Source organism: Paenibacillus sp. MT124, from assembly GCF_058792755.1.
The window spans coordinates 6426924-6440946 of record NZ_CM179500.1; the positions used below are offsets into that span (position 1 = coordinate 6426924).

General features: G+C 46.7%; 15 protein-coding genes. 1 reads left to right on the plus strand and 14 read right to left on the minus strand.

Annotated elements, in window-relative coordinates; translation table 11 throughout:
- Window position 1: 1 nt before the first annotated feature.
- From AC3RCI_RS29020 to AC3RCI_RS29060, 9 genes are all read right to left on the minus strand, one after another.
- Window positions 2–910, minus strand: a complete 909-nt coding sequence (locus AC3RCI_RS29020) for a radical SAM protein (RefSeq protein WP_492527243.1) — start codon at window positions 908–910, stop codon at window positions 2–4.
- Window positions 897–1883: a dTMP kinase gene (locus tag AC3RCI_RS29025; RefSeq protein WP_492527244.1), complete on the minus strand. Its 987-nt coding sequence runs from the start codon at window positions 1881–1883 to the stop codon at window positions 897–899. The genes AC3RCI_RS29020 and AC3RCI_RS29025 overlap by 14 nt, the downstream gene beginning before the upstream one ends.
- 366 nt (window positions 1884–2249) lie before the next feature.
- Window positions 2250–2423, minus strand: coding sequence for a hypothetical protein (locus AC3RCI_RS29030; protein WP_492530049.1), 174 nt, complete (start codon window positions 2421–2423; stop codon window positions 2250–2252).
- Entirely contained in the window at window positions 2345–2770 is a 426-nt protein-coding gene (locus tag AC3RCI_RS29035) for a type IIL restriction-modification enzyme MmeI (RefSeq protein ID WP_492527245.1), read from the minus strand. The genes AC3RCI_RS29030 and AC3RCI_RS29035 overlap by 79 nt, the downstream gene beginning before the upstream one ends.
- Before the next feature lie 1030 nt (window positions 2771–3800).
- Window positions 3801–4280, minus strand: a complete 480-nt coding sequence (gene rlmH, locus AC3RCI_RS29040) for a 23S rRNA (pseudouridine(1915)-N(3))-methyltransferase RlmH (RefSeq protein WP_095362209.1) — start codon at window positions 4278–4280, stop codon at window positions 3801–3803.
- A gap of 274 nt (window positions 4281–4554) precedes the next feature.
- Complete coding sequence (locus tag AC3RCI_RS29045; RefSeq protein WP_492527246.1) at window positions 4555–4779, minus strand: hypothetical protein; 225 nt, start codon at window positions 4777–4779, stop codon at window positions 4555–4557.
- Between the two features lie 36 nt (window positions 4780–4815).
- Window positions 4816–4983, minus strand: coding sequence for a CxxH/CxxC protein (locus tag AC3RCI_RS29050; RefSeq protein WP_068964251.1), 168 nt, complete (start codon window positions 4981–4983; stop codon window positions 4816–4818).
- Window positions 4984–5265: 282 nt separating this feature from the next.
- The gene (locus AC3RCI_RS29055; RefSeq protein WP_492527247.1) at window positions 5266–5787 is read right to left on the minus strand and encodes a hypothetical protein; all 522 of its coding nucleotides are present in this window, start codon (window positions 5785–5787) and stop codon (window positions 5266–5268) included.
- Window positions 5788–6065: 278 nt separating this feature from the next.
- The gene (locus AC3RCI_RS29060) at window positions 6066–7337 is read right to left on the minus strand and encodes a trypsin-like peptidase domain-containing protein (RefSeq protein WP_154894427.1); all 1272 of its coding nucleotides are present in this window, start codon (window positions 7335–7337) and stop codon (window positions 6066–6068) included.
- Between the two features lie 669 nt (window positions 7338–8006).
- Between AC3RCI_RS29060 and AC3RCI_RS29065 the strand changes: the two genes are divergently transcribed.
- Window positions 8007–8219: a hypothetical protein gene (locus AC3RCI_RS29065; protein ID WP_095290595.1), complete on the plus strand. Its 213-nt coding sequence runs from the start codon at window positions 8007–8009 to the stop codon at window positions 8217–8219.
- On the opposite strand, the gene AC3RCI_RS29070 is transcribed toward AC3RCI_RS29065, so the two are convergent.
- From AC3RCI_RS29070 to yycF, 5 genes are all read right to left on the minus strand, one after another.
- On the minus strand, window positions 8188–8994 hold the full coding sequence (locus AC3RCI_RS29070) for an MBL fold metallo-hydrolase (RefSeq protein ID WP_175397035.1): 807 nt from the start codon (window positions 8992–8994) through the stop codon (window positions 8188–8190). The two genes, AC3RCI_RS29065 and AC3RCI_RS29070, sit on opposite strands and share 32 nt — an antisense overlap.
- A 6-nt stretch (window positions 8995–9000) precedes the next feature.
- Window positions 9001–9744 carry a two-component system regulatory protein YycI gene (yycI, locus tag AC3RCI_RS29075; RefSeq protein ID WP_095290591.1) on the minus strand — a complete coding sequence of 248 codons (744 nt, stop codon included), beginning with the start codon at window positions 9742–9744 and terminating at the stop codon, window positions 9001–9003.
- Window positions 9745–10021: 277 nt separating this feature from the next.
- Window positions 10022–11302 carry a YycH family regulatory protein gene (locus AC3RCI_RS29080; RefSeq protein ID WP_492527248.1) on the minus strand — a complete coding sequence of 427 codons (1281 nt, stop codon included), beginning with the start codon at window positions 11300–11302 and terminating at the stop codon, window positions 10022–10024.
- Complete coding sequence (gene walK, locus AC3RCI_RS29085) at window positions 11286–13136, minus strand: cell wall metabolism sensor histidine kinase WalK (protein WP_127537593.1); 1851 nt, start codon at window positions 13134–13136, stop codon at window positions 11286–11288. The genes AC3RCI_RS29080 and walK overlap by 17 nt, the downstream gene beginning before the upstream one ends.
- Entirely contained in the window at window positions 13136–13858 is a 723-nt protein-coding gene (gene yycF, locus AC3RCI_RS29090; protein ID WP_492527249.1) for a response regulator YycF, read from the minus strand. Before yycF ends, walK begins: the two co-directional genes overlap by 1 nt.
- Window positions 13859–14023: the final 165 nt, after the last annotated feature.

The following is a 14023-nucleotide window of genomic DNA, read 5'->3' on the forward strand; positions in this document are numbered from 1 at the left end:
GTTATCTTCCCTCTTTCTTCATTGGCAGCCATACACCAAATTTTTTAACATAGTTCTTTATATCATTAACATTTTCAGGTATAAAATCAAAGTCAAATCTATCTTCACTATGTTCCGTATGCTGTTTTAATTTCCCATTAGGATATAAAACCCAATATTTTGAGTAATTATGATTATATCTTAGCGTAATATTTATATTATTGGAATATTTTTGTGTCATTTTTCGTCTAATATCATCTGCAATACTATCAAATTCTCTTTTATTTGTTGCATATTCATCGTATTTCTCCTTTTTATTAGCTGGATGTGGCTGAATCAGGCACCATTCTTGAGGTTGAATTTTATGTATTAATTCTACAAACTGTTCGACACAATCCTGCTCATGAAACATTTTAGTTACCACTGTATTTATTCTAATATTTGTATATTGTTTTTTCTTAAGATCCTCTATCAGATTATTTAGTTGATCAAATGTTCCTACCTTTCCTCTTAATAAATCATGTTGGTTGGAAGTTGGGCCATCAATTGATACTAAAATCCAACTGAACTTTTCTGCATTATTAATTAGCCATTCTTTAACATCATTTTTTCCAACTCCACTTGTTGTTAATGTCATTTGAATTCCTAACTCAGATAGCGCATTACAAATTACAGCTAAATTGGAATAGGTAAGTGGGTCTCCACCTGCAATATCTACTTTTTGAACTCCTAGTTGTTTAAACACTTCCATAAAATTACTTAAGTTATCTAAAGGAGTTTCTCTACCTGTTTTTGTGGCAAAACAATAAGGACAGGATAAAAAACACCTGTCCGTAATATGCCAAATTATTTGTGGTAAAGTTGATACTTCTTCATCACTATTTGTAACATAAAAATCATTAGACGTTGAGTCATATTTAATACTGCCCATCTTCTACCACCTTCATAACAATTTGGTTAATCTCTTCAGGTGTCTTCATTTTATTGTTTGAGTCCAAGCAATTTATAATAACTATATTATTATATTTTAGTGCTAACTCTTGATAGATTTTTCTCGCATTACTCATTATATCTGTAGAGTCTTCATAAACGTCTGCTTTTTCCCCTACATAATCTCGGTACCCTTTATTAGAAATATTTTTTTTAGAAGTTTCAGCATTAAGGTCAAATACTATATATAAATCCGGCGACGGTAGTCCTAATTGGGAATGTTCTAAATCAAATATCCATTGTACAAATTCATGTCGCAGCTCCGGTTTTACTCTAGAAGTTTGATACACAGCACTTGAAAGTGTAAATCGATTTAATAGTAAATAGTCATAATCTGTGTAATTGAAATTTTCAAAGTTCTTCCATCTATCTAGAGCATACCATAAAGACATTGATTTTGGGTCAACATTATTTGCATCAACTTCTTCGTTTCCTGAAAGAAACAGCCCAATATTCTTCCCAAAAAAACTTTCATAAACAGGAAACGATTTTATTATTACTTCATTACCAGATCCCTTTAGTTTTTCCTCAAATAAAGACATTTGTACTGTTTTTCCACTACCATCTATACCTTCAAAAGCAATAATTTTTGTCTCTTTTTGGTTAGGAAATAACATTTTTGTATGAGTGTTAAATAGCTTTATTAGCTTCTCGTGAGGTATTTTAAAGTCTTCAGCAGCTGTTTCAAAGCGCTTATCTCTCATATTTCTAGGTAAATAATCTAAATCTGATGTGTTGTAACACCATGTTAGAATATTTAATGCATAGTTTACTCTTTCATTTGTATTATTATAAACATTTCCATCATACCATTTTAATAACTTAATTATTAGATTTTCAGGTATATCCTTGGATACTGAAAGGTAATCTTCCTTGGACTGAAATTTTTGAATAATATTTAATAATGGATTCATTTTTTTACCACCTTCTTAGACTTTGTATGGTATACAAAGGTCTTACCTTTTCTTTTCTTAAATTAAAATTGATTAAGAATATATACACATCATAACTCTTTCTTCATAAGTTTAAACAACAAAAAAATAAACAGCTTGTAATCAAATAATAGTTAGGATTACTTTTGTACGATCAAACCTAAATCTATTGTTTTATTTGATTTTTTATTTGTCCTAAAATTTTTTTGTCAATTATTACTTCCACTTCTTTGTTTACCATCACTTGTGGTACAGTTCACCGTATCATCCATAAAGCGAAGCGAAGGACACCGACTAGGTGTCTTCGCTCATAATTTATCAGTATCTAAATCAGAACTCCCACTACAATTACAATAGTTCGACCAAACGAGCGATCGTAGGATCATATACTACATTAATAATTGAACCATCTTGTATACAACTCACTGCTTCGTCGATTACATCTAGCGGTACGAGAAACCATTCTTTCGGGCGTACAGGGTGATCATTGATTGTAATATCCAGCTGAGCAGAAGCAAAAATGCGGTGAAATATTCCCTCCAACTTCGTCCTGTTGATGCTAGCCAGCTTATAGCTTGCCCGTCAGTAGCAATAATGTAGCGCACCTTCGCTCTAGACGTCGACCGACTTTCTTTCAGTGCGGCAAGAGTCCTGGTAACTTCACCAGGTTGAGTGACTTTGATATGGATGTTATTCGTCTGTAGGACGCCACCTAGGTCCAACTTATTTGATTCGCCCGAGCGCAGGCGCTTGATTGTCGTATCCTTGTTCCCGAAAGCCCGCAGGAAGGCAAAGGGGAACTCCTCCTTGTCAAAAGGTTGAGACGATAAATCGGACACTGCTGCTGCTTCGATTTCTACTGGGTTCAAGGCATATTTCCTCCTGAGTTAGTACTGTTGCTAACATGATGCCGCAGTCATTCTCTGCGGCGATAGTAAACATTATTCAAAATACAACACCCACTATAAACGAGAATGGGTGTCTCTGTATCAATTTTATTATCAATAGATACAATTGCATCCTCAGCGCAAACAGTAATTCACTTCTAATTATACCATATGGACAAAAAGCAGCGAATTTCAATTTCAATCGAACCAGCAGCAGCTTGCAATTCTAGTATCAGGACCTTCACCAAGAAAAACGACTAATTGTATGGATCTTGACCGTTATTAACACGACGTCCCCTTCACAGCGGAACACACCGAAGTTAATGTAGTGGACGAAGAAACGCCTAACTGTTTACTTCAAACCACCGACGAGAGCGACGCGAATGATTACGTTGATGATACAGAAAATTTCGTAGTATTAGATGAGGAGACAAGAATGATTATATTCAAGTGAGGGGGTATTGAATAGAAGGTCCTCTCATTTTTATGGGGGTACAAATTCATGATGCACTAAGTTAGATATGTGAATTCCTCAAACCTTTCTAAATCCAAATGAAAAAACCGTTCCTAACACCGGAGCAACGAATAGCTTTGAATGATCACGACGAGGATTACATTGAGCTTAGTCGGAAAACTTATGAAACCCCCAAGATCAAAAGCATGACCTATAATGATGGCCTCAATGTTCAATTCTGATAATCCGAAATTGCCATGTCGGCCTACAAAATAACAAGGAGGATCTGTTATGAAATGACCGTCAGCGAGAATATAAAGCAAGCAGACTCTACTTATATCAACAAATAATTCGAGGAGCACATTTCTCGGTTCCCTTATCAATATATCTGCTGATCACTCGACTCTGGCAATCTACGCCCATTAGCAAGCCACCATTTATGTCTTTAAAACTATCCGACTAAAAATTCTTTGTATATCGTTAATTAGAATACTAACAAATGGTGGGATACTATGCATAAAAATCACCCTTACAATGGGGGCACGCTAAAATTTCGTCCTACTTATGATATGGTTCATTCCGATTGATCTTCACCGCGCGATAAATCTGCTCCACCAGCACCAGCCGCATCAACTGGTGCGGCAGGGTCATGCGCCCGAAGCTCAGTCGCTGCTTCGCGCGGCGCAGTACCTCATCGGAGAGCCCGTGGCTTCCTCCGATGACAAACACGACATGGCTCGTCCCATACGTGCCGAGCTTGTCGATCTCTGCTGCCAGCTCCTCGGAACTCCAGAGCTGGCCGTCCAGTGCGAGCGCTACGACATGTGCCTCGCTCTTCACATGCGCGAGGATGCGTTCCCCCTCGCGCTCCTTCACCGCCCGCACCTCAGCTTCGCTCAGGGTGTCGGGCGCCTTCTCGTCTGCGACCTCGATCATCTGAAACTTGATGTACGGGGCGAGACGCTTGGCATATTCCTGAATGCCGAGCGTCAGATATTTTTCCTTCAATTTGCCTACGCCAATAATCTGAATGAACATAAAACCATTTCCTCCTCATGATCCAATCCTGTATGTATCTATTATATGAACGGTGCTTCGCCACACCTATGATCTCAATGATGAAACCCTCTTTCTAGTGAAACCTCAAGCTCTTATGCCTCATGTACATGTTTTGTCCGACTACCGAACCTCACACACCTTATACAGTCTCAAGTACACATTAATGCGCGGCTAGCGAACCTCACACACCTTAATACGAGGAAATAAGGACTCTATACAGTTCATTACAGGCAAATAGCGTGTCTACGGTTCGTTAACCCACATATCGGCCCAAATCAACCCATTTAAAACGCCTCAGGTTCCTTACATTACGCTTCAAAGAATGACTCTCCGTACCCGACTTCACCCACAGACAGCAGACAGCACATACCGCCATCTCCTCATTCTCCCACAAATACAAAAAGAGCGCTCCGACACGCTCTCCCTGCTTCTTGCCTTTGATGTTCATACCGGATGGCAGGCGAGCGAGTGCGTCCATAAGAGACGACTCTGCTGCGGATGCCTACACAGTACGCTAGACGACGAGAAACTCGGCCTTTTGTTCGCACTCGGCGCACTTCGCAGGCGGGTCCCAATCGGCAAATTCCGTCTCCTTCAGATCAACAATATCCGGAGCGTCCTCATACTCATCGACAAACATGTCAATGGCAATGTCCACGTGTTCTTTGCATACAACGTACATCCGTTCAAGCATCCTTTCTGTAACCAGCTATGCTCCCGATTCACAACCGCTTATCCATATAGGATAGCCACTTCTCTGTTCTATCACACCTGGGGTGGAAAAGAAACCCCTATCCCTCATTTATCGTGTTTAACCCCCCAATAATCTTCCCCAACCGGCAAAAATCAAACCAAAAAAGCGTTCTCTTTCGACACTATACCGTGTCCCTAGAGAACGCTCCAATGATTCCATACAATAACGCTTATCTATGTTTCAACGCATTCAATCTCCAGTCCAACGTTCTTAATTCAATCCGGATTGTGCCTTGGTCAGCAGCTTGCCACCCTGGAACGCCAGAATCGCATTGGCTCCCGTATCGCCAGCTCCCTTATAACTGTAGACGACCGTATTCTCCGCTTCACTCAGGGCTTCGCCTTCCCCGCCGACGATCTCCTTCACTTCATCATACGTCATACCCACCTCAAGCTTCTCATATTGAGCAAAGGTAATCCGTATGCCATCCCCCTTGCCGGCAGATCCGTTATTACCTGAAGCAGCTGAACCATTCCCACCTAATTCATTTACTTCTGTTACCGTACTACTTAGCTCTTCCAGCTTCTTCTCCAGCGCAGCAATCTTCTCATCCTGCTTCATACTCTTCTCACCTTGTGAAGCAAGCTGCTTCTCCAGACTTGCAATTCGTCCCTCCAAACCGCTGTTATCCGCAGATCCAGAGGAAGATACCTCAGATCCACAAGCAGAGAGTACGGATAAGGATAGCAGTAAAGCCGCTCCTCCGAGCGATGGTTTCATCAAATGTTTCATTAATAAGCTCCTCTTCTTGCCAATTGATCTTTCAACCCAACCACGACAAATGCATGTTACTCGCACAATTCTTGCACCCTTGGCACGCTTTAAAATAGTCTATCATAGCCTACCCCTTCTGTAACTGAGACTTTGGCTCTGGTTCAATCTGCTTATTCAGAAAGAAAACAAAAAAAGTCCCCGATTCGTCTCAGAAGGTTCCACCATTCCAAAAAGAATGATGTGTTGCTTCTTTCACGAGCAGGGGACTTCTCACCCAAATTCATTTCCGAATACCTTTACTCCGGTTTATCAGTCAGCTTGACGGAAACCTTCTCGGCATTGCCGTCCCGATAAAAGGTGACTTCAATGGTATCGCCAATCTTCTTCTTATCGTACAGATATTTGCGAAGATCCAGCGTAGAGGTAATTTTTTGCCCATCAAATTCCGTAATGACATCATTGAGCTTCAGGCCCGCTTCGGATGCCGGACCGGATGCTTCGAGCACCACAACCCCACTATCGACGTGAGATGGCAGCTTCAGATCCTTGCGCTGCTCGTCATCCAGTGGTGCATATGGATTGCTGAGATCAACGGTGTACACGCCCAGGTATGGACGGGACACTTTGCCGCTCAGCAGCAGTGAATCCACAGTTTTCATCACTTCATTCATCGGAATCGCAAATCCCAGGCCCTCAACGCCTGTATCCGAGATTTTCATCGTATTGATGCCGACCACTTTGCCGTTTAGATCAACGAGTGCGCCACCGCTGTTGCCTTCGTTGATGGCTGCATCCGTCTGGATGACGTTCTGCTCCCAGTCGTATACACCATCCTGGTTAATGGACACGGGCAGGATCCGATCCGTATAACTGACAATACCGGAAGTCAGCGTACCACCCAAGCCAAGTGGATTCCCGATAGCGAGTACTGTCTGGCCACGCTGAAGCTTGCTGGAATCGCCAATCTCCGCTACTGGCCCAATGCCTTTGTCATCCTCAACAGACATAACTGCGATGTCGCTTACGCGGTCCTTGCCGACCAGTTTCGCCTTGTGTGTCTCGCCCTCGACGGTCACGATCTCCAGATCACTTGCCCCTTCGACGACATGATGATTGGTCATGATATAGGCCTTGCCATCTTCCTTCTTGAAAATGACACCTGATCCAAGCGCCGAATCTTCCATGGATAGACTGCTACCCGTCTTATGGTTCACGATGCTCACGACCGATGGACGCACCTTGGCTGCTGCCTGGATAATCCGGTCATATGGATCAGCCGTCTGCGCGGCCTGCACGTTACCTCCATTCCCGCCATTGCCTGTAGCGTTGGCCAGAGGAACAGATGCGGGCTGCATGATGAAGCTAAACAGCGTGACGGTCACGATGGAACTGATTACCGAACTAATGACTGCCACCTTCACGGTGGAGCTGATGCCCGAGCGCGACCGGCGTGGATTTTGCCAGCGATCCCGTCCACCGGGGCGGATAATCTGAAGTTTGCCTTTCTGTACAGGCTCGGCGCGTCTTGATACTTTGGTTGAATAAAAATCGTCTCCGAACAATCCCATCGTGATCCTCTCCCCTTCGTTGTCACGCATCCAGATCCTGACTGCCGCCTGATCATTGTGGCATGGCCAACGATGGTGTTCTCACATAGCCCACTCTGCCGACAGATGAACCTTTCGATTCGCTTCTCCAAGTTCATTCTGTCGTCTCCGTTACGTGAAGACCCCAACGGTTTTCCATGCTTTCTAGCATTTTTTCAAGGTTGTTTTGCATATCGCTGCATCCCCGCTATCCCGGAATGAAGCGTCTATGTATAACAGAACGGACACTCCCATCCTGTCTATGACTCTACCAGCAACGTTCTCGCATTCTACGACATGCCAACTTCCCGAGCAAACAAGCCTCTCTTGCAAGGCTCCATATATACTAAACACCACAAATTCAAAAAAGTTGCATCATTACGAAGATTGACGCAAATTTCTGCTAAAGCAGGTTTATCAATAACGGACCTACAATAAAACGTCCATAGTAACTATCACCACAAAACCCGGTTCGCTAAGCGTACTTTTTCCAATTTCCCAAGAACTTTTACGGCCCAGGAAGCCACAGACTTCAGCATACACGCCTCGCAACTTAAATTATAGCGGCAAAAAGAGGAATGTTTTCCATCCAGCCTGACTACAATAATAGTAAAAGACCAATTCGAAGGTTCATAGAAGGAGGATTCACTTATGGAACGCACGCGTACTCTTACAGCTATGGATGAGGTTCATATGGCGGCCAAGCTGGCCGATCTCAAGGAAGAACATTATCGGAATACCCTAGCGTTAAGCACCATCATCGAGCTGCTGATCGACAAAGGCATTTTGACCCGTGAAGAAGTAGAGCGCAAAGCCGCCGAACTCGACAGCTTTATGGCTCACCCACCCTATCCCATGGCGTAGGCCGATCATAATACGTATCACAGAGTTTGAACTCATGATCCTTATAAAAACAGCCCCGGCTTTCCATCGCTTCACGCACCGTCATTTTCGCGAGGTCCATCATATTATGGTCCCGGCTGAGATGTGCCAGATACGTGCGCTTGATGCGTCCGTTCATTAGTTCACTGAGCGCTGCCCCTGCCGCTTCGTTCGACAAGTGCCCAATGTCGCTCAGAATGCGGCGCTTGGTGTTCCATGGATAACGTCCCATGCGCAGCAATTCGACGTCATGATTCGCCTCCAGCACAAGCACATCAGAATCTGCGATTGCATCGCGAACCTTGTCGCTCATATAGCCAAGGTCTGTTGCGACGGACAGCTTCTCGCTGCCATCATCGAACGTGTATCCCACAGGCTCCGCTGCGTCATGAGAAATGCCAAAGGATTCCACACGCAAGGAGCCAAAATCATGCTGCTCCCCCGTCTCGAACACCCTCCGGTTTTCCTCTGGAATGGCCCCAACCGACTTCTCCAGTGCCGCCCACGTATTCGTATTTGCATAGATTGGTAAATTATATTTCCGAGACATCGCGCCTAGTCCTTTAATGTGATCGGAATGTTCATGTGTAACCAGAATCCCGTCCAGCTCCGTTCCAGAAATCTCCCGTTCCAGAAACAAAGCTTCCAGACGCTTCGCACTAAGGCCCGCGTCAATCATGAGGGACGTGCCCCCATGCTGTATAACTGTGGCGTTCCCTGTCGAACCGCTGGATAACACGGTAAAATATATCCCCATAACGCATTACTCCCCTGGTTTGTCTGTCTTGGGACTGAATACATCCCCACTGATGCCCTGCACGTACAACACTTCGCCACTTTCCAGCACGAACCGCCATGCCGGCATCGCTACCTGTATATCGGAATTAAACAACTGGCCGTAGTAGCCCAGCTGAATGTCTTTGACAATTGCATCGTTCGGCAAAAAGTTCTCGATCAGCGTTCCCAGCGCCTTGGGCGCCGGAAGCACCTGCTGATCGCTCTCCTCAGCGGTTGTAATCCGCACCGGAGTCTGACGGTAACCCGTAATTTTCTGATCGCTGTAGAACAGCTCCAGACTGACATTGAAGAGCGGCCATTTCCCATCGACTAGCGGGTGAAGCACAAACGCCCCATCCTCTGTCATCAGCTGATCCAGCCGATACGTGCCAATCTGCGGAATTTCATCCGCCAGCACGTCCGCCAGCTCTCTTTGCGAGAAGATCAGCTTGCTGTCCACCGGCTTGTCCAGATCGATTTGAATCCCCGTCTTGTCCTCTTCTATAAACTCATAAGACAGCTTGGGCAGCTTCGGCGTTTCGTTCGGGATTGGTGCCAGCACCTGAATGCCCTTCTCTTCCATCGCCTGCTGTGTATTATCTGCCAGCGAGGTGAAGTCCAGATTGGCTCCGGCCGTCTCCCGCGCATCCATCCAGATCTGGTAACCCAGCACCAGATTGAGCAGCAGGAAGGCATAGATTAACACATTTTTCGCCCGTCCCCAATCCAAACCAATCACCTCCGTTAATTTTACTTCTTGAGACATCCTAACTAAAACTATCCACACTTCCCCACTGCGTCATGTTCGTTTATAGCCTTTAAACTAAAAAGCTACACGATAACGGAGAGGGCAGAATAAACCTGAAGAAGCGGAGCGTTCGCGTTTACCACCGGATTTCCCCTTTTGAAAAAAATACATGAAATCCGGGGGTAACAGCGATCGGAAGGTTGTTCTGACCGCGCAGTGGTCCAGTGTAGCAAACTGCATGTTCATTGGTTATAACCTATCAAGAAACAGTGGTTTCCTCTCCGTTGCTGAAGCGGATCACCCATACAGGGATTAGCTTCAGTCCGCCTTCAATCGTGGACGGACGATACGCCGGGTACACATCTACCACTTGGCGGTTCTCTCCAGCAACCTTCTCGATAAGGGCCTTCAGCTTATCTCCACCTGATAGCTTCACCGGTTTCTTCGTCTCGGCACCCTCGTTCAGGTATTCCAGCGAGCGTTCATAGCTGGACACGGTCTCCTGCTGCATCTCCATACTGATAGTGCCAAAGCGAAACTGCACCGAATCCATAATCGGAAAACTGCCGTAATACTGTTGGAACTCCAGCTGTGTTTTGCTATCCACGGTATCCAGCATCATGCGTGAGCGGCCTTTCCAGCCGCCATGCTGATTCACAAAATCCACTGCAGACAGCGCGTCCTTCGCCGCATCAATCTGCCCTGCAGGCGGTGCAGCCGGGTCCGTATAGCTGATCCAGCGCTGATCCTGCTTCACTTGCAGACTTCGTTTGCTGTCCGTATAGATCTCCGACCCATCCTTTTCCCGAATATTTCGGGTCATGCTGGGATCGAAGAACAGGCTGCGCTGCATCTGCTCCACCGTGAACTGCCCGGTTGGCACATCGGCCTCCACCGCATCCAGTGGCTCTGCCGGAATATAATATCCGCCATCCGTCAGTGTGTATGGCGTCCAGTTGGTACCGAAATCGACATGCTGCTGTACGTCCTGGACCGTCAGGTCCGCCTGTGCAGCTTCATAGACAACATCACCTTTGGCACTGAAGAACAGTGCATGGGCTTTGGTTTCATTTTTCGCGGTATAGATCGCTATCCGGTTAATGGTTTCCCCCTGAAACAACGAATCCGTACCCAGCCGCATCACCCGCTGCAGCAGGGTAACCGGAATGCCTTCCTTGAAGGACAGCTCAATGCCGGGATTATCCTTTCGGATCTGACCCCAGTTCACGGACTGTACCGTGCGCCGCTGAAAATCATCAAATGTCCGTCCTTGCAGACGTGAATAGATCAGCTGGTAGAAGGTATTGCCTGGATAAAAAACGGTATGCTTGTCCTCTCCCAGATGAATCATCATCTGATCGGGGAAGATCAGTTCCTCAATATCTCGCTCCTGACCCATATTCTCGGTCTTCACATAGTTCGTCTCAGACGTCACAATGGAATCCCCGCCCCCGGGCAAACGATAGATCAGAAAATAACTCTGCACCAGACTGGCGGCAACGAGAGAAGCGAGCACCAGGGATTTAATCCGTTCCTTCAAGGTGCTCACCTCCTTCTTCACGCATAGGCAGTGTGAACGTTACGGTTGTGCCTACATCCACTTCAGACTCCAAAGAAATGGTGCCGTCATGCGCCCTAACAATTTCCCGGGCAATGGATAGTCCGAGTCCTGTACCGCCCATGCTGCGGGAACGAGCTTTGTCCACACGATAGAACCGTTCAAAGATACGATCCAGGTCCCGCTGCGGAATACCCATCCCCGTATCTGACACGGAAATGGCAAGGGTATGTTCATCACTGCGTCTGGCCGCGATTGTAATCGTGCCGCCCTCCAGCGTATACTTTAGTGCATTGGATACGACATTATCCAGGACCTGATCAATCTGGTCCCGATCAAGGGGTACCTCAGGAATGCCATTCTCAACCGACAATACGGGCTGGATATCCTTCTGATGCATCTGGAATGAGAATCGATCCGTTACCTCCTCCAGCATGTCCATAATATCCGTCGGCTGTTTGCGCAGCAGTGCCTCCTTGGAGTCGAGCCTGGAGAGGTGCAGCAGATCCGTCACCAGCCGTATCATCCGCTCCGTCTCATTCTGAATAACGCCTACAAAACGTCCAGCCAGCTGCGGATCTTCAAGTGCTCCATCATCGAGCGCCTCTGCATAACTCTTGATCGTCGTCAGTGGTGTACGCAGCTCATGTGATACATTCGCAACGAACTCGCGCCGGGACGCCTCCAGCTCTTCCTGTTCGGTAACATCCTGAAGCACGGCAATGGTTCCGGTAATGCCCAACTCACGCCGATGAACCGGTGTAAATGTCATGCGGATCACCACAGGGTCTTCCTGCCCGGCAGGTGCAATCTGCAGCAGCGTCGAGCCTGTAAAACCACTTGCAAGTGCTTCTGCATCTTCCGGATCAATGCCGAGCAATACGGCAAAATGCCTGCCTTCGATATCCGCAGGACGCATGCCCAGGATGCTGCTGGCCCGGCGGTTGACCAGAATGACTTTGCCATACTCATCAGTCGCGACCACACCATCACTCATGTTCGTCAAAATGGACGTCAGCTTCTCTTTCTCCTCTTCGTTCTGGGAAAGTGCATCCCGCAAGCGACTGGTCATGTAATTGAACGCCCGGCTGAGCTGCCCAATCTCATCTGTACCAAATACAGGTGTCTGCTGATCAAAGTTCCCTTCGGCAACCGCCGTTGCCCTGCGGGTAACTTCCTTGATGGGCTGCGTAATCGTATGCGACAGAATGACGCCGAGCACTGCGGTCAGTACCAAGGCAATCAGTATGCCGGAAATAAAAATCTTATTGATTCCCTCCATGGTGGAGTACAGCTCGTTCATGGAGGCGGCGATGTAGACCGCGCCGATGATCTTGCCGCCGGACATGACCGGCTTGGCCACGACCTTTTTACGGACGTTATCTTCGTCCACAATATATTCCTCGTTATCCCGAATGCCTTGCAGTGCCCGGCTGACAACGGTCTGGGTATTTTTGCGACCTACGTAATCGGAATGTGAACTCAAGGAAGTGGTCAACACTTTGCCACTGGCATCCAGCACCTGAATCTCGGCACCGTTAATGTTGAACAGATTGTTTACCAGTACGCGCAGGTTTTCCGTTTTGTCCTCGCCTGCCTCTGCTTCTCCGCCAGCCATGGTCTCGCCCACAAGAACGGACAGCATCTCTGCCCGGGCCTGCAGATCCTCGGTAAAGTTGCTCGTCAGGGAGTTCTTCATCGCACTCACGAAATAAACGCCGATCAATTGCATCGCAATCAAAATCAGCAGTACATAGATTATAATCAGTTTCGCCTGAATCGTTCGGAAGAACGAAAATCGCGAGAAACGCCCCATTATATCCCCACGCTTTTGGGACTGCGCACGAGATAACCCAGCCCGCGGCGAGTCAGAATCGTTTCCGGTTTGCTCGGATTCTCCTCAATCTTTTCGCGCAGACGACGGATCGTAACATCCACGGTACGCACATCCCCAAAATATTCATATCCCCATACTGCCTGAAGCAGATGTTCCCTTGTCATGACCTTGCCGGAGTTCTTCGCCATATAATAGAGAAGCTCATATTCACGGTGCGTCAGATCAAGCGGTTCACCGCTTTTATAGGCGGTATACATGTCCATATCAAATGCAAGATCGAACAGGCGCATGACCTGCTTCTCGTCGTCCTCCGGAGCCTCGGCAGCCATCGCAGGCTTATGTCGTCTGCGCATCTGTGCCTTCACCCGGGCGAGCAGCTCTCGCGTACTGAAAGGCTTCGTTACATAATCGTCCGCACCCAGCTCCAGGCCGAGCACTTTATCAATTTCGCCATCCTTAGCCGTCAGCATAATAATCGGCATCTCCAGATGGGCGCGTACCTCACGGCACACATCCATGCCATCCTTGCCGGGCAGCATCAGGTCCAGCAGCATCAGATCGGGTTTCTCGGATAACGCCAGTTCAACTGCACGAATACCATCAAAAGCGCAGATGACCTCGTACCCCTCTTTTTCCAAATTAAACTTCAGAATGTCCGCAATGGGCTGTTCATCGTCCACCACCAAAATCTTCCCCTGCATCGGCTGTATTCACCCCTATATCCTGCTTGATCCGCTCTAGCGGTCTTTATCTCTTTTGGTTCTTATCTTCTATGGCAAACGTAATTCTAAGGTTTGATCTATAAAGGTATCTTTACTGTATAGTTTAACATACCTGAAGGACAGTCACATCCTGATCCAACGATC